Origin of the sequence: Pseudomonas jinjuensis (assembly GCF_900103845.1) — a bacterium.
In the GTDB taxonomy this organism is placed as follows: domain Bacteria; phylum Pseudomonadota; class Gammaproteobacteria; order Pseudomonadales; family Pseudomonadaceae; genus Pseudomonas; species Pseudomonas jinjuensis.
Genome location: NZ_FNIJ01000010.1, coordinates 136,751 through 157,896 on the forward strand (window position 1 = coordinate 136,751; position 21,146 = coordinate 157,896).

The window sequence follows — 21,146 nt, forward strand, 5'->3', positions numbered from 1 at the left end:
CCTTCCTCTCCCTATTGGCCGATCTGCTGGGCGCGCTTGCTGAAGAAGATGCCGCTCGGGCTTTGGGCGGGCAGGCTCGTAACCTGTTGCAGGCGATAAGGGTCCCAGACCTGCACCTGTTCAGCGTCCCGCACGGAAATCCATACCTGCTCGCCGCGTCCGCTGAACTCCATGTGCAGCACGGCGGGGCCGGGATGCAGTGTCCTGATGATCCGATGGGTCTCGCTGTCGATGACCTGGACCTTGTCGTTGTCCGGGTAGGCGAAGTTCACCCATATCTGTCGCTCGTCCGGGCTGTTCATCACGAATACCGGTTGCCCGGCGACGGCGATGGCGTCGGTCTGTCTCCAGTCGCGGCTGTCCAGCACCAGTACCTGGTGATGACCGACGGCGGGTACGAAGGCCTGGTCGCTGGCGATGGTCCAGCCTTCCAGGTGCGGCATCTTGTAGACCGGCAGCTTGAGGGCGCCGCGTCCGTAGTCGGCGAGAACGCGCCTGACGCCACGCTCGGGGTGCCAGAGGTCGAGCTGCGCCATGCCGTCCTCGCCGAACAGCCCCGCCATGTAGTAACGGCCAGTCGGGCTGATCAGGGCGTCGTAGGGTTGCTTGCCGATATCGCGGTAGCGGGTGATTCGCGGGGTGTCGCTCTCGCTGAAGTCGGCGACCCAGATTTCCCCCGTATCGAAGAGGCTGAACACGAAGCGCTGGCCGGGGGCATCCACCAGGCCCACCACGCGGGAATTCTTCTGCTGGCCGGGCAGCGGGGTGGCCGGGATATCCGCGACCAGATGCAATGTCCGGGCGTCGAATACCTTCACTCCGCCCGGTTCGTAGTTCGAGACCGCAATCAGGCGGCCGTCTTGGCTGATGGCTCCACCGATGCTGTTGCCGCCCTGGATGATGCGGCGGTCGATGCGCCGGGTCAGCAGGTCGACCTTGCTCAAGCCGCCATCACGGCCGAATACATAGGCGTAACGCTGGTCACGCGAGAACACCACCGAGGCATGGGAAAGGTCGCCCAGGCCCTCGACGCGCCCCAGGGCCTTGCGGGTGCCGGTGTCCACCACCTGCACGCTGCCGCTGGCCCGCTCGATGATGACGCCGAGATCGCCGGTACCGCGCAGCGAATGGATCTGGCCGCAGCCACTGAGCGATCCGGCGAACAGGCAGAACAACAGCAGGACGCGGATCATGGTCCGGTATCTCCTTGCAGCAGGTGGTCGACGAGCCAGGCGGCGTCGTGCTCGTCGAGCTGGCCGGCCCAGGGCGGCATCGGTGTGCCGGGGCGGCCATGGAGGACTGTGGCGACCAGCGAGTCGCGGGGCTTGCCGCGCAGGGCGGCGGGGGTGAGGGCGGGACCGAGGCCACCGGTCAGGCGCAGGCCGTGACAGGAGCCGCAGTCCTGCAGAAGCAGGTGGCGCAGTTGAGCCTGGCGTTGCGTGTCGATTCCATTCGCCGCTGTGGCGGCCGGAAGTAGGACGGCGAGCGTCGCCCCGGCTGCGAGGCCTAGGAGGAAAAGGCCGGAACGACGCTCGCCGTGTCTGGTCATTTCTGCGAAAGCACCCACTTGGCCAGGGTGGTGGCTTCTTCCGCAGTGACTGCGTTCGGCGGCATGGGGATCGGTCCCCAGACGCCCTGGCTGCCTTCCTTGATCTTCTTGGCGAGCTCTGCGTCAGCACCCGCCTGCCCGGCGAACTTGGCGGCCACATCCTTGTAGGCGGGGCCGACCATCTTCGCGTCGATGGCATGGCAGGCAGCGCAGCCCTTGCTCTTGAACAGGGCCTCCCCGTCGTCGGCGAGGGTGGTCTGCTGGTAGCCCAGCAGGCCGCCGACCGTGAGCAGGGTGAGCATTCCGTAAGCTTTCATGATGGTTCCTCGTTCAGGTGCGCGGGCCGTCCGGCCCGCGCGGTTGCGGTCAGTACACGTCGTGCTGGGTGTTGTAGACGTTGAACTTGCCGGTCGGAGTGATCAGGTGCGGGTCCTTGATGACGGCTTTCAGCTTGCGGGTCTTGTCATTCACCACGACCAGCGCCGAGGTGTCGTCCTTGCCGTTCCACACGGAGAACCAGACTTCGTCTCCCGCCTTGTTGTATTCCGGCTGCACCACGCGTTTGGGGCCTTCACCGAGGTCGGCCCATTCGGCGATCGGCAGCACCTCGAACTTGCCTTCGGGATTCTTGAGATCGAACACGGCCACGGACTGGCTGATTTTCGGATCCGGGTTGAAGGTCGTATCGACGTAGAGGTTGGTGGATTTCGGATGGGTCTTGATGAACAGCGAACCGCCACCCTGTCCCTGGAGTTCGGCGACCTTCTTCCAGGCGTATTGCGCATGTTTCTGCGGATCGGTGCCGATCAGCGAGATGCTGCCGTCGCCCAGGTGGCTGGTGGCCCATACCGGGCCGTATTTCGGGTGGATGAAGTTGGCGCCGCGGCCGGGATGGGGAATCTTGCCGACGTCGATCAGCGCGGTGAGCTTGCGATCCCGGGAGTCGATCACGGCGATCTTGTTGGAGTTGTTGGCAGCGGTCAGGAAGTAGCGGTGAGTGCTGTCCCAGCCGCCGTCGTGGAGGAAGGGCGCCGTGCCAATGCTGGTGACGGTGAGGTTGTCGATGTCCTCGTAGTTGACCAGCAGGACCTTGCCGGTTTCCTTGACGTTGACGATGAACTCGGGACGCTCGTGGGAGGCGATGATCGCGGCCACTCGTGGTTCCGGGTGGTAGGTCTGGGTATCCACGGTCATGCCGCGGGTGGAGACGATCTGTTTCGGCTCCAGGGTTTCGCCATCCATGATGGTGTACTGCGGCGGCCAGTAGGAGCCGGCGATGGTGTATTTGTCCTCGTAACCCTTGTACTTCGAGGTTTCCACCGAGCGGGCCTCGATGCCGACCTTGAGCTCGGCGACCTTGGTCGGTTCCTTCGGCCACAGGTCGATCATGTCGATGCGCGCGTCACGGCCGATGACCAGCAGATAGCGGCCCGAGGCGGACATCCGCGAGATGTGCACGGCATAGCCGGTGTCGATGATCTTGATGATCTTCTTGCTGTCGCCATCCACCAGGGCGATCTGGCCGGCGTCCCGCAGGGTGACGGAGAACAGGTTGCCGAGGTTCAGGTCGTTCTGCTGTTTCTTCGGCCGGTCTTCCGGCTTGACCAGCAGCTTCCAGGACTCGCGCATTTCCGGCATGCCCCACTCCGGCGGTTGCGGCGGGGTGTGCTGGATGTACTTGGCCATCAGGGTGATCTGGTCCTTGCTCAGTTCGCCGGATGTGCCCCAGTTGGGCATGCCGGCGGGAGAACCATAGGTGATCAGCGCTTCGAGGTATTGCTGGCCACGCTGCTGGGTGATGTCCGGCGTCAGCGGCTTCCCGGTGGCTCCCTTGCGCAGGACGCCATGGCAACCGGCGCAGCGCTGGAAGTAGATCTGCTTGGCCTGGTTGAACTCGCTTTCGCTAATGTCCGGCGCACCCGCGGTGTGGATGACCGGAACGGTGGATGGATCGACGGTGGAGGGGGCGCCCTGATATTGCTCGGTTGCCTTCATCTCGTCCTTGGCTTGGGCAGTTGCCAGGCCCAGCAGCGTCAGCGAGGCGATCAGGGGCCACGCGAATTGCTTGCCGAATGGCATGGTAGTTCTCCTTAGGGAGCTCACGAGTAGCTCTCCGTGCAGTAGCGGTTTGGCTGCGGCGGAACTCCCGGGATTCCAGGCGCGACAGGATCATAAGAACGGTCGAGTCCCGCTTCGCTTGATTGCAATCAAGTTTGTCTCCCGTGCGACTTGTTGATGCAGGGGGGCGCAGTTAGCTTGCCGGCGGGAAAACCAGGCCGTGCAGGAGTTGCGTATGAGTCGAACAGCGAACGCGGGGATGGGCGCGACGCCTTTCTATCTACCCGTGGGGAATGAGGTGGAGCTCTTCGAACAGGCCTGGCGACATGGCCTGCCGGTACTGCTCAAGGGGCCGACCGGCTGCGGCAAGACCCGCTTCGTGCAATACATGGCGCATCGTCTGGAGTTGCCGTTGCATACCGTGGCCTGCCATGACGACCTGAGCGCCACCGATCTGGTCGGACGCCACCTGATCGGCGCCGATGGCACCTGGTGGCAGGACGGACCACTTACCCGCGCCGTGCGGGAGGGCGGTATCTGCTATCTCGACGAAGTGGTCGAGGCGCGCCAGGACACCACTGTGGTGGTCCACCCGCTGGCCGACGATCGCCGCGAACTCCATCTGGAGCGCACCGGTGAACGCCTGCAGGCATCTCCCTCGTTCATGCTGGTGGTGTCCTACAACCCCGGCTACCAGAACCTGCTGAAGGGGATGAAGCCGAGCACTCGCCAGCGTTTCCTGGCATTGCGCTTCGACTACCCGAGCGAGGCCGTGGAAACCGACATCCTGATCGGCGAGGCGGGGATCGACGAAGCGCTGGCCCGGCGTCTCGTGTCTCTCGGCCGGGCTCTCCGGCGCCTGGAGCAGCATGATCTCGAGGAAGTCGCCTCGACGCGCCTGCTGGTGTTCGCCGGCCGCCTGATTCGCGCGGGGCTGGACCCGCGTCAGGCCTGCCTGGCGAGCCTGGCCGAGCCGCTGTCCGACGATCCGGCCACAGTGGCTGCGCTGATGGATATCGTGGATGTCCATTTCCACTGAGCACCTGCCGCAATCCGTCCCCCGGCTGCCGGGCGACCTCGCCATGTGGTTCTTCATCCTGATGGAACTGACGGTGTTCGGTCTGCTATTGCTGGCGTTCGCCGGCGCCCAGGTCATGCAGCCGGAGCTGTTTCAGCGCGGCCGGGAGGAACTGGACAGCCGCTGGGGCATGCTGCTGACCTTCTCTCTGCTGACCTCCGGGCTTTTTGCCGCCCTGGCCGTGCACGGGGTGCGTCAGTCACGGTTGCGGCTGGCGACCTCATGCCTGCTCGCCGCGTTGCTGACGGCGGGAGGCTACGTGGGTCTGAAGCTGCATGAATACGCCCATCTCGCCAGCAGGCAGCTGGATATCGAGCACGACACCTTCTTCACCCTGTACTGGAGTCTCACCGGCTTCCACTTCCTCCACGTGCTGCTGGGCATGCTGATCCTCGCCGTCATGACGCTACGTTGCGCTCGCGGTCGCTATGGGCCGGAAAACTGCTCGGGGCTCGAGTCGGGAACCCTGTACTGGCACATGGTGGACCTGGTCTGGGTCCTGGTGTTCCTGCTGGTCTACGTACTGCACTGAGGCGTGTGTATGCGGGTCTTGCTTCTCTGCTGGGGTGTCCTGTTGCTGCTGACGGTGGCCAGCGTGGCTGCCGGTTCCCTTGGGGAACACTGGGCGATGCTGCTGGCGCTGGGCGGTTGTGTGGTCAAGGGCTGGATCATCAGCGAGCACTTCATGGAGCTGCGCAGCGCGCCACGCTTCTGGCGATTCCTCCTGCTGGCATGGCCCCTTCTGCTTACTGCGTTGATCGGTACGACGCTATGGCTGGGCATGTGGTAATAGCCGACTGAATCGTTCGGGAATTCTTGATTGCCATCAAGCGGAACGCGCGGGACGGCTTCCTAGAATGGCGCCGCACTGCCAATCAGGAGGCTTCATGTCCGAAACCTTTACCAAAGGCATGGCCAGGAACATCTACTTCGGGGGAAGTCTGTTCTTCATCCTGTTGTTCCTGGCACTGACCTTCCACACCGAGGGAACCCTCCCCGAGCGCACCAACGAGGCCGCGATGAGCGAGGCCGTGGTGCGCGGCAAGCTGGTCTGGGAGCAAAACAACTGCATCGGTTGCCACACACTGCTCGGCGAGGGCGCCTATTTCGCGCCGGAGCTGGGCAACGTGGTCCAGCGCCGCGGGGGAGACGAGGGCTTCAACGCCTTCCTGCATGCCTGGATGAAGATCCAGCCGCTCGGCGTCCCGGGACGGCGCAGCATGCCGCAATTCAACCTGAGCGAACGCCAGGTGGACGACCTTGCCGAGTTCCTCAAGTGGACCTCGAAGATCGATACCAACAACTGGCCGCCGAACAAGGAAGGTTGATATGTCACCCAATCCGACACTGAAATTCGCTTCCCAGACGGTCGCCAAGCCCTACTTCGTATTCGCCCTGATGCTGTTCGTCGGGCAGATCCTGTTCGGTCTGATCATGGGCTTGCAGTACGTCATCGGCGACTTCCTGTTCCCGGCCATACCGTTCAACGTCGCCCGCATGGTGCATACGAACCTGCTGATCGTCTGGCTGCTGTTCGGCTTCATGGGCGCGGCCTACTACCTGATTCCGGAAGAAAGCGACTGCGAGCTGTACAGCCCGAAGCTGGCCTGGATCCTGTTCTGGGTATTCGCCGCCGCCGGTGTGCTGACCATTCTCGGTTACCTGCTGGTGCCCTATGCGGGGCTGGCGAACATGACCGGCAACGAACTCTGGCCGACCATGGGCCGGGAGTTCCTCGAACAGCCGACCATCACCAAGGCGGGCATAGTCGTGGTCGCCCTCGGCTTCCTGTTCAACGTCGGCATGACCGTGCTGCGCGGGCGCAAGACGGCGATCAGCATGGTGCTGATGACCGGCCTCGTCGGGCTTGCCGTGCTGTTCCTGTTCTCCTTCTACAACCCGGACAACCTCGCTCGCGACAAGCTCTACTGGTGGTGGGTGGTGCACCTGTGGGTCGAGGGCGTGTGGGAGTTGATCATGGGGGCGATCCTCGCCTTCGTGCTGGTGAAGATCACTGGCGTGGACCGCGAGGTGATCGAGAAGTGGCTCTACGTGATCATCGCCATGGCCCTGATCACCGGCATCATCGGAACCGGTCACCACTACTTCTGGATCGGCCTGCCCAGCTACTGGCTCTGGCTCGGCTCGGTGTTCTCGGCGCTGGAGCCGCTGCCGTTCTTCGCCATGGTCCTGTTCGCCTTCAACATGATCAATCGCCGCCGCCGCGAGCACCCGAATCGGGCTACGGCCCTGTGGGCGATGGGGACCACGGTGATGGCCTTCCTGGGCGCGGGCGTCTGGGGCTTCATGCATACCCTGGCGCCGGTGAACTACTACACCCACGGCAGCCAGATGACCGCCGCCCACGGCCACATGGCCTTCTATGGCGCCTACGCGATGATCGTGATGACCATCATTTCGTACGCCATGCCGCGCCTGCGGGGGATAGGCGAGGCCATGGAGAGCCGTTCGCAGGTGCTGGAAATGTGGGGCTTCTGGCTGATGACCATCGCCATGGTGTTCATCACCCTGTTCCTCACTGCCGCCGGTGTGTTGCAGGTCTGGCTGCAACGCCTGCCGGACGACGGGGCCGCCATGTCGTTCATGGCCACCCAGGACCAGATGGCGATCTTCTACTGGATGCGCGAGGCATCCGGGGTGATTTTCCTGATCGGTCTGGTGACCTACCTGCTCAGTTTCCGCCGCCGCCAACTGGCCTGAATCCTTCGTGGGTATTCCACTGGAACTGGAGGAGTGGGTAGGCGGCCACTGGCATCGCTTCATCACCCGCCATGCGGAAGCCGGTTTTCCGCAGGCGGAAGTAACCCTGGAAAGCATGGCCCGATCGCTGGCCATGCTCTTCCATGCCTTCGGTGGTGAGTCCGGCATGGCGCTGGAAGGCGCGCCGGCCCGCCAGCTGCTGCTGCGCCGCGGCTGGCTGCAGCGGATCGCCGGCACCTGCCGGCAGATGACGGTCGCCTGGCGGAGCCAGGATTGCCTGCGCCTGCCGGAGCGTCTGGCGGTGTACCCGGAGGCCGGTCTGAATCGTGAGCTCTACCGCTGGCTGGCATTGCTGGCAGCCGGAGCCGATGGAATTTCCCACTGGGGGCGGGACAACCAGCGCTGGACGGCTCGCCTGCTGGCGGATTATCCGGCACTGCGGCCGCGCTACCGGCAACTGGTGGAGGCGCACATCGCCTTGCGCCCAGCCATGGATAGCCTGCCGCGTCTCGAAGCCGGTCTTGAGGATTGCATTCGGCATGCGCTGCTGGAACCGGGCAGCGTGGAACATTTCCCGCGCGCGGAACGAGCGCCCTGGCCGGTACCGCTATGGCTGTATCCCGAAGGACAGTTGCAGGCGCCGCAGTCGACGCATCTGCTCGACGGGGAACCGGGCGGAGGCGCACCACGGATCGATCAGGGACGAGGCCCGAGCAAGCGGGCCGAGCGGGTCGCCGACAGCCAGGGCAAGGATGGCCTGCTGCTGTTCCGGCTGGAGAACCTGTTCAGCTGGTCGGAATACCTCGACCTGGATCGTTGCGGCGACGACGAAGAGGATCAGGACGCCGCCCGGGTGGCCGAGGATCTGGATCATCTGGCGCTGTCCCGGCATCGCACGCACAAGGGCGGCGGTCTGCGCCTGGACCTCGACCTGCCCGCGGCCGAGTTGGACGACGTGCCGCTGGGGCCGGGGCTGAGGTTGCCGGAGTGGGATTACCACCGGCAGTGTCTGCTGGCGGACCACGTGTCGCTGCAACAGATGCTGCCCCGCGATGCCGTCCCGGCAGGACTGCCTGAGCGGCTGCGGCCGATGTCACGGCGTTTGCGTCGGCAGTTCGAGCAGTTGCGCGATGGCCGCCAGCGCCGCAGGCAGAGGCCGCAGGGCGAGGAACTGGATCTGGATGCCTGGCTCGATTTCCAGGTCGAGCGCAGGCATGCGATCTGCGCCGAGCCCGGCTTCTTCGTCGAGCGCCTGCCCTTGCGCCGGGACCTGGCCTGCCTGCTGCTGGCGGACCTGTCGATGTCCACCGAAACGTACCTGGACAACGAGCGGCGGGTGATCGACACGATCGTAGACAGCCTGCTGCTGTTCGGCGAGGCGCTCGACGCACTGGGCGATCCCTTCGCCCTGTACGGGTTCTCCTCGCTGCGCCGGCAGCAGGTACGCATGCAGGTGCTCAAGCCCTTTGCCGAAAGGTATGGGGACGCCGTGCGCGGACGCATCCTGGCGCTCAGGCCGGGGTACTACACGCGCATGGGCGCGGCGATTCGCCAGGCCACGCGCCTGCTTGGCGGTCGTTCCGAGAAGCGCCGCCTGCTGTTGCTGGTCAGCGATGGCAAGCCCAACGATCTGGATCGTTACGAAGGTCGTTATGGCGTGGAGGACACCCGCCAGGCGGTGCTCGAAGCGCGCCGACAGAATCTGCTGCCATTCTGCATCACCATCGATCGCGAAGCCGGCCAGTACCTGCCGTACATGTTCGGCGCCAACGGTTATGCGCTGGTGGCCCGCCCGGAGCAACTGGCGGTGCGCCTGCTGCACCTCTACCGGCAACTACGGCGCTGAGTCGCGCATCAACCCAGGATGGTGCGGGGCAGCCACAGCATCATCACCAGGCAGAACAGCGCGAGTCCCACGCAGAACCAGAGGAAGCACCGTTGCCGGCGGCGCAGCCGGGCATCGACGGTTGCGGCGGGCAGGGGCATCCCGCATTGCGGGCAGTCCTGCAGGTGGTCGGTGGTGTCGTGGTGGCAGTACAGGCAGTGGCGCATGATCCGGCTCCCGAATGACCGGCACAGCATGTGGCCGTTGCCGGGAAATCCCCCTTGATGGCGATCAAGGGGGAGGGGTGTCACTCGAAGTTCTCCAGGCGGGGGCGGTCGAGGATGTCGATCTCCCGCCCGTTCAGGCAGATGATTCGTTCGTCGTGCAGGCGATGGAGGATGCGCGAGAGGGTTTCCGGCTGGATCGACAGGTGTCCGGCGATCAGTTGCTTGCTCACCGGGATGGAGAAGCGCTGGCGCTCCGCCGGCAGGCGCGAGGCTTGCGTCAGCAGATAGCGGACCACGCGGTGGGTGGCGTTCTTGAGCGACAGCGTTTCGATCTCGTGGATGCGCTGGTGCAGGCGGACGCACAGCTTGGCCATCAGCGCCAGCATCAGGGTGGGCTGGTTCTGCAGCAACTGCAGATAGGCCCTGTTGGAAATCCGGAAGAGTTGCGTTGGCGCCACTGCCTGGGCAGTAGCGATGTAGTCCGGGGTATCCATCAGCGTCATGGCTTCGGCGAAGGTGTTGCGGTCGCCGACCACCTCGAGGATTTTTTCCTGCCCCTCGGGCGTCAGGCGGTAGATCTTCACGCAGCCGGAGATCACGAAGTAGAAGGCATGGGCCGGTTGGCCCTGGCGGAACACGTAGTCTCCCTTGTCGAGGCTGAGCAGGTCGCTGCTGGCGAGCAGTTCGCGAAGCTGTTCGGCATTCATGGATTCGAAGAGCAGGTGGGATTGCAGCAGTTGCTGGTGGATCAGTTGCGGTTCCATTGCGTCGATATCACAGTCCAGGCTCGTCCGGATCTATGCTCGCTGGAGAGCGGCCGGCATTGAATTGACTCAGGGCAATGGCGAAGGACTGTGGGAATGCCGCGTAAGCCAAAGCTTACAAGTGCTGGTGGCGATAACGCCTATCGCCTCTGAGTCTGGATCGCTAATCTTGTTTCCAGTCAGGACATTGCGCAGGAAGCGCCAACGACAAAACGGAAAATCAGGGAATCCACCACGGATGGTGGCTCGCAAGGACGTCAGGATATCGGTCTGCAAAGCCCCGCTTCGGCGGGGTTTTTTAATGTCTGCGATTTTTGTGGCTGCCCCATCGCTCCCACATCCGCCCCGAAGGGGCCCGTAGGAGCAAATGTCCTGGTATCTCCGCGCATTTTGTTCGCGAGCAAGGACTGGGCGTCCCCCTCGGTCCTACGAAGAGCGAGAACGTACCTGTAGGAGCGAGCTTGCTCGCGAATTCTGTGTAGGAAGCGGGCCATGCCCGCGACCCGCATCGCACCCAGCGCCCGCCTTTCAGACCACCCCTTCCAGCAACGACCGCAGCAACTCCACCATGCTGTGCTGGCGCTGTGCGTCCCGATAGACCAGGCCGACGCTGAGCGGGATGCGTGGCTCGCTCAAGGGTTTCCACAGCAGTTCCGGATGGCTGTGCATCTGCCGCGCCCGCCCCGGCAGCACGGTGGCGAAGCGGCTGTTCGGCAGGCTGTCGAGGATACCGCTCATGTGGTTCAGCTCGGCCTGTACCCGCGGGCGGCGGCCGATCGCGGCGAGTTGTTCCTGCCAGATCTGCCGTGCGCGGAATTCCTCGCCGAGCAGCAGCATCGGCAGCTCCGCCGCCTGGGCCAGCGAAACCTTCTTGAATTCGCGCAGCGGATGGTCCCGCGGGATCACCAGTTGCAACTCGTCGCTGTACAGCTCCATGCCATGCAGCGCCGGCTGGCGCGGCGGCAGGAAGCCGATGCCGATGTCCAGCTGGCCGGCGAGCAGGCGCCGCTCGATCTCCACCCCGGACAGTTCGTAGATGCGCACCTGCAGGTGCGGCTGGGCGCTGTGCAGGCGTTCGACCAGATAGGGCACCAGGCTGGCGTTCACCGTCTGCAGCACGCCGAGCGCCAGGCCGCGCGGGGTGTGGCCGCGGAATGCGCGCAACGCTTCGCGGGCGCGCTCAAGGCCCTCCAGCAGCGGCACGGCGTGGTGATACAGGGTGTGCGCCGCCACGGTCGGCACCAGGCGCTTGCCGTTGCGCTCGAACAGCGCGACTTCGAGGTTGCGTTCGAGCTGGCGGATCTGCTGCGAAAGCGCCGGCTGGGACAGCGCCAGGCGCTCCGCGGCGCGGCCGACATGGCCCTCTTCGTAGACCGCGACGAAATAGCGGAGCTGGCGAAAATCCATAAGAGATACTTATCAACGAAACTGGAAAATCGAAATGGAGAGCATACCGGCGAATCGCTAGTCTAGCGCCTGTCCGCTGTCAAAGACGGGGTCCGCAAGGTGGAACCGATCGTTATCCAGGGCGTTTTCATAGGCAAAGTCGAAGAAGTCTGGGGAGGTTTGCTCAGCGGCATCGACAAGCTTCCGACTGACCAGGAGTGCTGGCTGGGGAATGATGGCCTGCCCGGCGACGAACAGGCCGACCTGCGCCACCACGGCGGCCTGGACCGGGCGCTGCACCACTACCCGGCGGAACACTACCGGCACTGGCGCAAGCAGTATCCGCAGCAGCGCTGGCAGCAGCCGGCCTTCGGCGAGAACCTGTCGACCTTCGGCATCAGCGAGGCGGACGTCTGCATCGGCGACCTGTTCCGCTGGGGCGATGCCCTGCTGGAAGTCAGCCAGCCGCGCTCGCCGTGCTACCGCCTGGGCGTGCGCTGGAATCTTGCCGAACTGCCGCGGCAGGTGCAGGAACAGGGCCGCTGCGGCTGGTTCTACCGGGTGCGCCGGGCCGGCATGGTTTCCGCTGCCGCGCCGCTGGAGCTGGTGCAGCGCCATTACCCCGAGCTGAGCGTGGCGCGCCTGCTGGACTGGTACTTCGGCACGCCGCTGGATCGCACCGCCCTGCGCCTGATGCTGGCCTGCGAGGCGCTCTCGCTGCGCTGGCGCAAGACCGCCGCCAGGCGCCTGGCCAGCGGCGAAGTGGAAGACTGGACGGCCCGCCTGCTCGGGCCCTGAACGCATTCCGCGGAGTGGCGCATGCCCGCTCCGCCTATTGTCCTCGCGCCCGCCCCCGGACGTCGTCTTGGTCCTGTGGGGCGGTTTTTATTCCGCTGTTCGGGTGGTGGAAAGCGGCTTCGCCGTTTTCCCCCACTCGCTTTGCTCCTCCGTCACGGGACCGTAACCTCGACTGCCTAGCCTGCCGGACCGTGGACCGCATTCGAGGAGCAACGATGAGCGACAGCTTTCACCAACGCCTGGAAGCGCTGGATGACCAGCGGATCAACCCGTCCGGCAACGCGCCGCTGGAGGAACTGCTGGACCGGCGCCGGCGCGACCTGCTCAAGGGCGGCCTGGCCTTCTGCGCCCTCGGCTTCCTCGGCGGCGGACTGCTGCCGTTGCGCACCGCCTCGGCCGCTCCCGGCGCGCTGCTCGGCTTCGCCGGCGTGCCGGTGCAGCAGGACCCGTCCTTCGACCGGGTGGTGGTCGCCGAAGGCTACAGCGCGCGGCCGTTCTTCTCCTGGGGGGACCCGGTGCTGCCCGGCGCCCCGGCCTGGCGCGCGGACGCCTCGGACGACTGGCGCGCCCAGGAACTGCAGGCCGGCGACAACCATGACGGCATGCATTACTTCCCCTTCCCGGACGATCCCAACGGCCACGGCCTGCTGGTGATCAACCACGAGTCGATCAACTAGACCCTGCATCCCGCCGGGCTGACCTTCGAGCCCCGCGCCGATGGCAGCCGTGGTCGCCCCGAGGGCGAGGTGCGCAAGGAAATCGCCGCCCACGGCCTGAGCGTCATCGAGGTGCGCAAGGACTCTGCCGGGCAGTGGCAGCGCGTCCTCGACTCCCGCTACAACCGGCGCATCACCGGCAGCACGCCGATGCGCCTGAGCGGCCCGCTGGCCGGCCACGACGCGATGAAGACCGCCAGCGATCCCGCCGGCCTGACCGTGCTCGGCACCCTGAACAACTGCGCCATGGGCGTCACGCCCTGGGGCACCTATCTCGTGTGCGAGGAGAACTGGCACCAGTACTTCGTCAACCGCGACAAGGCCGACTACGCCGCGCGCGTTTCCCATCGGCGCTACGGGCTGTCCAACGGCGGCTCCAGCAACTACTACGCCTGGGAGGCGGTGAAGCCGCGCTTCGACGCTACGCCCTACGCTGACCAGCCCCACGGCGGCCATGTCAACGAGCCGCACCGCTTCGGCTGGGTGGTGGAAGTCGATCCCTTCGACCCGCAGTCGGTGCCGGTCAAGCGCACCGCCGTCGGCCGCTTCTGCCGCGAGTGCTCGACCCTGTCGCTCGGCGCGGACAACCGCATGGCCTTCTACTATGGCGACGACACCAAGGGCGAATACGTCTACAAGTTCGTCCCCGGCGGCCGCTACCAGCCGGACGATGCGAAGGCCAACCGCGACCTGCTGGACGAGGGCATTCTCTATGTCGGCCGTTTCGACCCCGATGGCAGCGGCCAGTGGCTGCCTCTGGTATTCGGCGAGAACGGCCTGACCGCCGCCAACGGTTTCGCCAGTCAGGCCGAGGTGCTGCTCAATGCCCGCGCCGCCGCCGACCTGCTCGGCGCCACGCCGATGGATCGTCCCGAATGGGTGGCGGTGCATCCGCGGAGCCGCGAGGTCTACGTCAGCCTGACCAACAACAACGACCGCGGGCGCAAGCCGGAGCAGCCGCTGGACAAGGCCAACCCGCGCGAGCGCAACCTGCACGGGCAGATCCTGCGCTGGAACGAGGAGGGCGGCGACCCGACCGCCACGCGCTTCCAGTGGGAAGTCTTCCTGCTGGCCGGCGAGGATCGGCATGCGGGGGCACCGGGGCACCTGACCGGCGACATCGACGGCGATATCTTCTCCTCGCCGGACAGCCTCTACTTCGACCCGGCGGGCCGCCTGTGGATCGAGACCGACTACGAGGATGGCGAGGAAGCGATGCAGGCCATGGGCTGCAACCAGCTGCTCTGCGCCGACCCGGCCGGCCGCGAGGTGCGCCGCTTCCTGGTCGGTCCGCGCGGCTGCGAGATGACCGGCATCACCCAGACGCCCGACGGCCGCAGCATGTGGGTGAACGTCCAGCACCCCGGCATCAGCTACCCGGCCAGCGATGGGAAGAGCCGGCCGCGTTCGACCACGGTGCTGATCACCAGGGATGATGGTGGGGTGATCGGGGGTTGAGGGAGTGCGGATGCGGCGGGTTTCACCCGCCCTACGCGACGAGCGCCGAACCTGTAGGGGCCAGCTTGCTGGCGATTCCGGAGTTATCGGTAACCACTGAGCAGCCGGCAGGCACGGATCGCCAGCAAGCTGGCTCCTACGAAAAGCGCTTCGGCGCGGTGAAGCTCAAAGCTCCACTTCGCCGCCCGCCAGCGCGCACAGCTCGGTGAAGTCGAGGATTTCCGTCTCGCGGCCTTCGGCGTGGATCAGCCCGTGTTTCTGCAGGCGGGTGAAGCTGCGCGACACGGTTTCCACCGCCAGCCCGAGGTAGTCGCCGATCTCGTGGCGCGACATGCTCAGGCGGAAGCGCAGGGCGGAGAAGCCGCGCTCGCGGAAATGCGCCGAGATGTTGAGCAGGAAGGCGGCGATGCGTGAGTCGGAATTGAGCCGCGAAAGCAGCAGCTTCATCTGCTGATCCTCGCGGATCTTGCGGCTCATCATCAGCATGATCTGGTGCGAGAGACCGGGAATCTGCTCGGAGAGGGCTTCCAGCTGCTCGAACGGAATCTCGCTGACCATGGCGCTTTCCAGCGCCTGGGCGGAGACCGGATAGCTGTCCTCCCCAATGCCGGAGAAGCCGAAGATCTCGGTGGCGAAGTAGAAGCCGGTGATCTTCTCCAGCCCCTGTTCGTTGGTGGTGAAGGTCTTCAGCGAACCGGAGCGGACCAGATACACGTTCTCGAACGGGTCGCCCTGGCGGAACACGAACTCGCCCTTGCTCAGCACATGCCCCGGCTTGATGACGGCTTCCAGCTGCATGACCTTGTCGTCGCTCAGGCTCGGCGGCGCCAGGCGGCAATTCTTGCAGTACGGTTGCTGTTTGAGCATCTGATTCATCCATTTCCCCTGCGCGGTCGCATCCAGGCGCTCTGCGCATTGCGCACCTGAGTTCCGGGGATTTCCCCCCTATATGACCATAGCAACTCGCGGCAATCTGTCACTGCGAGCCCCACGGGATTCGTGTTGCCGGACTATTCTTGTGAAAATTATTGTGTTAATTTTCATGAAAAATATGAATTGTATTTTCACGAGGCCGTCATGTTCCTGCGTTCCACCGAGCCTGTTTCAACCTACTACGCCGCCGCCAACCCGGAGCTGCTGGAGCCGCGCCCGCCGCTCGACGGGCCGCTGGATTGCGAAGTGCTGGTCATCGGCGCCGGCTTCAGCGGCCTGCACACCGCGCTGCAATTGGCGGAGGGCGGTCGGCAGGTCTGCATGATCGAGGCCAGCCGGATCGCCTGGGCGGCGTCCGGGCGCAACGGCGGGCAGGCGCTGCCGGGCTGGTCCAGCGATCTCGGGCCGATCGAGGACGACCTTGGCCACGAAGGCGCCCTGCGCCTGTGGCAGGGCATGCTCTGGGCCGCGCGGGAGCTGCGCGAGCTGCCGCAGCGGCACGGCTTCGATTGCGACTACCGCGTCGGCCACCTGTGGGCCGCGGTGCTGCCGCGCCGGGTCGGCCTGCTCTACGACTGGCAGGCCGAGGCCAACCGGCGCTGGAACTACGAGGGCCTGCGCTTCGTGCCGCGCGAGGAACTGCCGGAATGGATCGCCAGCGAGCGCTACCAGGCGGGCCTCTACGATCCCAATTCGGCGCACCTCAACCCGCTGAAGCTGGCCTACGGCCTGGCCTGCGCCCTGGAGCGCGCCGGCGGGCGCATCTTCGAGCAGACCCGTGCGCTCCACTACCGCGAGCATGGCCAGGGCTTCCAGGTCGACACCGAGCACGGCACCATCCGCTGCGCGGCGCTGGTGCTGGCCTGCAACGCCTACATCGACGGACTGGACCGCGACATCTCGGCGCGCATCCTGCCGGTGGGCACCTACCAGATCGCCACCGAGCCGCTGGGCGAGGAGCGCGCCCGCGCGCTGCTGCCGAAGAACTGCTGCGTGACCGACAACCAGTTCGTCCTCGACTACTTCCGCCTCACCCCGGACCACCGTCTGCTGTTCGGCGGCGGCTGCACCTATCTCGGCGGCATGCCGAAGGACATCCGCGCGGCAACCCGGCCCTTCGTCGAGCGGGTGTTCCCGCAACTGCGCGGGGTGGAGCTGGAATACGCCTGGGGCGGGCATATCGACTGCAGCATGCGGCGCACCCCGGACGTCGGCCGGCGCGGCGAGCTGTACTGGCTGCAGGGCTATTCCGGGCATGGCGTGCTGCCCAGCCTGGCCGCCGCCCACGCGGTCAGCGAGGCCATGCAGGGCCGCCCGGAGCAGTTGCAGCTCTACCAGCGCCTGCGCAATCCCGGCTTCCCCGGCGGCCAGCGCTTCGCCGCACCGCTGGAAGCGGTGGGCAAGGCGTATTACCGTTTGCGCGACTTCTTTTAAGGACTGCTATCGGAATCGCCAATGATCGAAGAGAACAGCAGCGAGGATCTTGCCGCCATCGCCGCGCAGATCCGCGACCTGCGCAAGCGCAAGGGCGTGACCCTGCAGGCGCTGGCGGATGGCATCGGGCGCTCGGTGGGCTTCGTCTCCCAGGTCGAACGCGGTCTATCGCGGCCGGCGGTGGACGATCTGGTTGCGATCAGCCAGGTGCTCGGCGTTTCCGCCACCTATTTCTTCGGCAGCCGCCCGGAACCGGAATCGTCCTGGATCACCCGCCCGCAGGAGCGCCGCACCCTGGCCTACGCCCGCGGCGCCGAGGACAGCCTGGTCTCGCCGCGTCTGGGCGGTGCCTTCTTCATGCTGGAAACCCGCCTGGAACCGGGCGCCGACAGCGGCGAGCGCAACCTGGTGGACAACTCGGAGCAGGGTGGCTACGTGCTCGAAGGCGAACTCAGCCTCTGGCTGGATGACGAGCTGTTCGTGCTGCAGGTCGGCGATGGTTTCCAGATTCCCAGCCATATGCGCAGCCGCTATGCCAATCAGGGGAAGGGGCTGCTGCGGGTGTTGTGGATATACGCCTGAGTACTGTCTTTCGTAGGATGGGTTGAGCTTGCGATACCCATCGGGGCGGACGCGGGAGCGTCCTGGGATGCGTTCCCACGCGGGAGCGTGGGAACGATGGGATCGCCAGCAAGCTGGCTCCTACAGGTTCAGCAGCGGCGGCAATCTTTCCGCCCACGGCCTCGCCCGTTCCAGTTCCGCCGCCAGCCGGAACAGCACCCCGTCCTCCCCGAAGCGCCCGGCGAATTGCACGCCGATCGGCAAGCCTTGCTCCGACCAATGCAGCGGTACGCTCATCGCCGGCTGGCCGGTGGCGTTGAACAGCGGGGTGAAGGCGGCGTAGTGGCTGGCCTTGATGAAGCCGGGCAGCGGGTCCCGCGCCGGGTAGCGCAGTTCGCCGATGGCGAGCGGCGGTTGCGCCAGGGTCGGGCTGAGCAGTACGTCGTGGTCGAGGAAGAAGCGCGCGATCTCGCGGGAAGCGGCGTGCAGGGTGCGGGTCGCCTGGATGTACTGCGGAGCCGACAGGGTGCGGCCCATGGCGGCGAGCCGGCGGGTGATCGGTTCCAGGTCGCGGGCGTGGGCCAGGTGCCCGGCGAGCGCCTCGGCATGGTCGACGTTGGCCGCCGCCATCACTGCATAGACCTTGCCGAACGCCTCGCGAAAGCCTTCCGCATCGAGTAGCGTGGGATGTTCCTCGCGCACTTCGTGCCCCAGTTCGCGGCACAGCGCGATGGCCGATTCGAGGGCGGCCAGGCACTCGGCATGCACCGTTGCGCCGTTGAGCGGCACGCGCATCACGCCGATGCGCAGCTGCTGGTGGGGCGCGTCGATTTCCTCGGCGAACGGGCGTAGCCGGGGCGGCGCCGCGTAGGGAGCGCCCGGATCGGCGGCGCAGGTGGCGTCGAGCAGCGCGGCGCTGTCGCGCACCGAGATCGAACAGCAATGGTCGGTCGCCAGCCCGGCCACGCTCTCGCCCAGGCGCGGCCCCATCGGGTTGCGCCCGCGCGTGGGCTTGAAGCCGAACACGCCGCAGCAGGAGGCGGGAATGCGGATCGAGCCGCCGGCATCGCTGGCATGGGCGAAGGGCACCAGCCGCGCCGCCACCGCTGCCGCCGCGCCGCCGCTGGAGCCGCCGGGCGAACGGGTGAGGTTCCACGGGTTGTGGCAGGCGCCGAACAGCTTCGGTTCGGTGATCGGCGGGATGCCGAATTCCGGCGTATTGCTGCGCCCGACGAAGACCAGCCCGGCGGCACGCAAGCGGCACACCAGTTCGCTGTCGTAATGGGCGATGTTGTCCTTCAGCAGGCGCGAGCCGCAGGTGTGCCGGGCGCCTTTTTCCACGCCGTTGGCCAGGTCCTTGAGCAAGAACGGCACCCCGCGGAACGGCCCGTCCGGCAACTCGCCGCGCGCCCGCGTCCGCGCCTGCTCGAACTGTCGCTCGACCACCGCGTTGATCTTCCTGTCGAGGCGCTCGATGCGGGCGATCGCCGCATCGACCAGCTCCAGTGGCGTGACCTGCCGGGTCGCCACCAGTTGCGCCTGGGCGACGGCGTCGAGCAGCGCGAACTCATCCATAGCGTCCTGCCTCCCGTTTGTCGGAATGGGGCAAGTATCGTCGCTGTTCAAATTCGTGGCGAATAGAGACGCATATATATCGGCGGGAAATTATTTAACTTGAGCGATTTTTCGAGAATTTATTCAGGTGATGCGTTTTGCAACTAATTGCGGCCTTCGCCGAATGTCGGCAGTGCATTGTGCAAATAGTGGGAAACGCTCGGGGAGGTGAAACGCCGATAATTGTTAATAAATGTCAGCTTTATATGTGACGGCTTTAGCAGAATTGCCGAGCCATGCCGTGGAAAGGCTCCGGCACTCTCGCTGCAAAGGCGGGACGCCGGTGGGTCAGGGATCTGACAGGGTAATCGCGGTTTTGTTCCCGGTAGTTTGCGAAAGCATGACCGCTGCAGAAATCAGGATAGGCGTTGCGCCGGAATCTTCCTGTTTCTTCGTTTATTTCAAAAACAAACAACGCATGTCAGGTCGGCTATGTCTTATTCCAATGCGGCAATTCCAAAGTTCATTTGCGCCCTGAGTCTGGCGATTCTCTGCGCCAACAGTGGCTACACCCTGGCGGCCGAAGTGCCCGCCGGCGAGGCGAGCGTGCTGGTCAGCCGCGTGTCCTTCAGCGGCAATCGCACCTTCACCAGCGAACAACTCAATGCGCAGATCGCCAACGAGATCGGCAAGCCGATGACGCTGCTGCAGATGCGCGCGCTGGCCGACAAGATCCAGCAGCTCTACCGCGACGCCGGCTACCAACTGGTCAAGGTCATCGTGCCGAACCAGGATTTCGGCAATGCCGAGTCGCTGCGCCTGGTGGTGCTGGAAGGCTGGCTCGGTGACATCGAGGTCACCGGCAACGACCGCTATAGCCGCGAGCGCGTGATCGAAGCGCTGGAGGCCGCCGGCATCCATGCGGACAAGGCATTCGCCCTGGAAGACGTCGAGCGCGCCCTGACGCGCCTGAACCGCCAGTCCGGCATCGAAGTCAGCTCCACGCTGAAGCCGGGCAAGGAAGCGGGCTCCACCGACATGCTCATCGAGGTCAAGGAAGCGCCGCGCGTGCAGGGCATCGTCGAGGTGAACAACTACGGCAGCGAGGACACCGGCGAGAACCGCCTGATCCCCAGCCTGCAGCTGACCAACCTGACCGGCCGCGGCGACGAGATGAACCTGCTGGGAATGACCAGCGTCGGCGACGGCGACCTGCACTACGAGTACATCGACTACTCCACGCCGATCAACGCCATCGGCACCAAGGTCCACGCCTACTACACCCAGGGCAACGTCGACGTCGGCGAGGAATTCCAGGTTCTCGAGATCGAGGGCGACAACAAGGGCTGGGGCCTGGGCGTGAGTCACGATTTCGTGCAATCCGCGCGCACCATCTACAGCCTGGAAACCTGGCTGGAATCCCAGGACCTCGAGCAGAAGATGCTCGGCACCACCACCTCCGAGGACAAGATCCGCAAGCTGCGCGTCAGCTTCCGCCTCGACGATTCCGGCCTGAACGGCCGCACCCTGGCCTCGGTCGATCTGCACCAGGGCCTCGGCGAAATGCTCGGCGGCATGGACGACGATTCCGAGATGTCCAGCCGCAGCGGCGCGCATGCCGACAACAGCTTCACCAAGGTGTCCTTCGACATCGCCCGCCTGCAGCGCATCACCCCGCGCATCATGCTGATCCCGCGCCTGTACGGGCAGTACTCCTTCGATTCGCTGGTTTCCAGCGAGCAGTGGGGCATCGGCGGCATCGGCTCGGTGGTCGGCCATGAGTCCTCGACCTTCTCCGGCGACCACGGCTACACCGCCAGCCTCGAAGGCCGCTACTCGCTGTTCGGCGACAACGACCGCTACCAGCTGGCGGCGCGCATCGACCACGGCCAGGTCTTCGTCAAGGACCCGCTGATCGATCAGAACGACAGCGACGACCTCTCCGGCGCCGCCATCGGCTTCCTCGCCCGTCCCATCGACAGCCTGGACTTCCGCATCGACTACGCGGTGCCGGTCGGCGAGCGCACCGACAAGAGCTCCTACGTCTACGCCCAGGCGCGTTACCACTTCTGATCCGACGGCTC

19 protein-coding genes and 1 pseudogene are annotated in these 21,146 nt (G+C 65.5%); 11 read left to right on the top strand and 9 right to left on the bottom strand.

Going from position 1 to position 21,146, the window contains the following annotated elements; genetic code table 11:
* Positions 1-11 precede the first annotated feature (11 nt).
* From BLR75_RS15730 to nirS, 4 genes are read right to left on the bottom strand one after another with little or no spacing between them, the layout of a single operon-like run.
* A complete protein-coding gene (locus BLR75_RS15730) occupies positions 12-1,193 on the bottom strand; it encodes a cytochrome D1 domain-containing protein (protein WP_084312781.1) in 1,182 nt (393 codons plus the stop codon).
* A complete protein-coding gene (locus BLR75_RS15735; protein ID WP_084312779.1) occupies positions 1,190-1,549 on the bottom strand; it encodes a c-type cytochrome in 360 nt (119 codons plus the stop codon). Before BLR75_RS15735 ends, BLR75_RS15730 begins: the two co-directional genes overlap by 4 nt.
* Entirely contained in the window at positions 1,546-1,866 is a 321-nt protein-coding gene (locus tag BLR75_RS15740) for a c-type cytochrome (protein ID WP_084312777.1), read from the bottom strand. The genes BLR75_RS15735 and BLR75_RS15740 overlap by 4 nt, the downstream gene beginning before the upstream one ends.
* Before the next feature lie 49 nt (positions 1,867-1,915).
* Positions 1,916-3,628, bottom strand: a complete 1,713-nt coding sequence (nirS, locus tag BLR75_RS15745; RefSeq protein WP_084312775.1) for a nitrite reductase — start codon at positions 3,626-3,628, stop codon at positions 1,916-1,918.
* Between the two features lie 238 nt (positions 3,629-3,866).
* Here nirS and BLR75_RS15750 point away from each other — a divergent pair, with 238 nt between their 5' ends.
* The 6 genes from BLR75_RS15750 (at position 3,867) to BLR75_RS15775 (ending at position 9,252) form a co-directional block, all read left to right on the top strand.
* Positions 3,867-4,646: a CbbQ/NirQ/NorQ/GpvN family protein gene (locus tag BLR75_RS15750; RefSeq protein WP_090416094.1), complete on the top strand. Its 780-nt coding sequence runs from the start codon at positions 3,867-3,869 to the stop codon at positions 4,644-4,646.
* Positions 4,630-5,217 carry a cytochrome c oxidase subunit 3 gene (locus BLR75_RS15755; protein ID WP_084312771.1) on the top strand — a complete coding sequence of 196 codons (588 nt, stop codon included), beginning with the start codon at positions 4,630-4,632 and terminating at the stop codon, positions 5,215-5,217. The genes BLR75_RS15750 and BLR75_RS15755 overlap by 17 nt, the downstream gene beginning before the upstream one ends.
* Positions 5,218-5,226: 9 nt before the next feature.
* Positions 5,227-5,475, top strand: coding sequence for a cytochrome C oxidase subunit IV family protein (locus tag BLR75_RS15760; protein ID WP_084312769.1), 249 nt, complete (start codon positions 5,227-5,229; stop codon positions 5,473-5,475).
* Positions 5,476-5,572: 97 nt separating this feature from the next.
* Positions 5,573-6,013, top strand: coding sequence for a c-type cytochrome (locus tag BLR75_RS15765; protein ID WP_084312767.1), 441 nt, complete (start codon positions 5,573-5,575; stop codon positions 6,011-6,013).
* Position 6,014: 1 nt separating this feature from the next.
* Entirely contained in the window at positions 6,015-7,406 is a 1,392-nt protein-coding gene (locus BLR75_RS15770) for a cbb3-type cytochrome c oxidase subunit I (protein WP_084312765.1), read from the top strand.
* A 7-nt stretch (positions 7,407-7,413) separates the two neighbouring features.
* Positions 7,414-9,252, top strand: coding sequence for a nitric oxide reductase activation protein NorD (locus BLR75_RS15775; protein ID WP_084312763.1), 1,839 nt, complete (start codon positions 7,414-7,416; stop codon positions 9,250-9,252).
* Between the two features lie 8 nt (positions 9,253-9,260).
* On the opposite strand, the gene BLR75_RS15780 is transcribed toward BLR75_RS15775, so the two are convergent.
* The 3 genes from BLR75_RS15780 to BLR75_RS15790 all read right to left on the bottom strand — a co-directional run bounded on the left by BLR75_RS15780 (position 9,261) and on the right by BLR75_RS15790 (position 11,629).
* Entirely contained in the window at positions 9,261-9,458 is a 198-nt protein-coding gene (locus tag BLR75_RS15780; protein ID WP_084312761.1) for a protein DnrP, read from the bottom strand.
* Between the two features lie 80 nt (positions 9,459-9,538).
* Positions 9,539-10,222: a Crp/Fnr family transcriptional regulator gene (locus BLR75_RS15785; RefSeq protein ID WP_084312759.1), complete on the bottom strand. Its 684-nt coding sequence runs from the start codon at positions 10,220-10,222 to the stop codon at positions 9,539-9,541.
* Positions 10,223-10,750: 528 nt separating this feature from the next.
* Positions 10,751-11,629 (bottom strand): LysR family transcriptional regulator, encoded by an 879-nt coding sequence (locus tag BLR75_RS15790; protein WP_084312757.1) that lies wholly within the window; start codon positions 11,627-11,629, stop codon positions 10,751-10,753.
* 99 nt (positions 11,630-11,728) lie between these two features.
* Between BLR75_RS15790 and BLR75_RS15795 the strand changes: the two genes are divergently transcribed.
* Entirely contained in the window at positions 11,729-12,406 is a 678-nt protein-coding gene (locus BLR75_RS15795; RefSeq protein ID WP_084312755.1) for an MOSC domain-containing protein, read from the top strand.
* Between the two features lie 215 nt (positions 12,407-12,621).
* Positions 12,622-14,580: pseudogene (locus tag BLR75_RS15800) on the top strand (PhoX family protein).
* Between the two features lie 165 nt (positions 14,581-14,745).
* Here BLR75_RS15800 and fnr read toward each other — a convergent pair.
* Entirely contained in the window at positions 14,746-15,447 is a 702-nt protein-coding gene (gene fnr, locus BLR75_RS15805; protein ID WP_090416095.1) for a fumarate/nitrate reduction transcriptional regulator Fnr, read from the bottom strand.
* A gap of 210 nt (positions 15,448-15,657) precedes the next feature.
* Between fnr and BLR75_RS15810 the strand changes: the two genes are divergently transcribed.
* Positions 15,658-16,947, top strand: coding sequence for an NAD(P)/FAD-dependent oxidoreductase (locus BLR75_RS15810; RefSeq protein ID WP_084312751.1), 1,290 nt, complete (start codon positions 15,658-15,660; stop codon positions 16,945-16,947).
* Between the two features lie 21 nt (positions 16,948-16,968).
* Complete coding sequence (locus BLR75_RS15815; RefSeq protein ID WP_084312749.1) at positions 16,969-17,529, top strand: helix-turn-helix domain-containing protein; 561 nt, start codon at positions 16,969-16,971, stop codon at positions 17,527-17,529.
* A 120-nt stretch (positions 17,530-17,649) separates the two neighbouring features.
* Here BLR75_RS15815 and BLR75_RS15820 read toward each other — a convergent pair whose 3' ends face one another.
* Entirely contained in the window at positions 17,650-19,083 is a 1,434-nt protein-coding gene (locus BLR75_RS15820; protein WP_084312747.1) for an amidase, read from the bottom strand.
* Positions 19,084-19,554: 471 nt separating this feature from the next.
* Here BLR75_RS15820 and BLR75_RS15825 point away from each other — a divergent pair, with 471 nt between their 5' ends.
* Positions 19,555-21,135: a ShlB/FhaC/HecB family hemolysin secretion/activation protein gene (locus BLR75_RS15825; RefSeq protein ID WP_084312745.1), complete on the top strand. Its 1,581-nt coding sequence runs from the start codon at positions 19,555-19,557 to the stop codon at positions 21,133-21,135.
* The last annotated feature ends 11 nt before the right edge of the window (positions 21,136-21,146 follow it).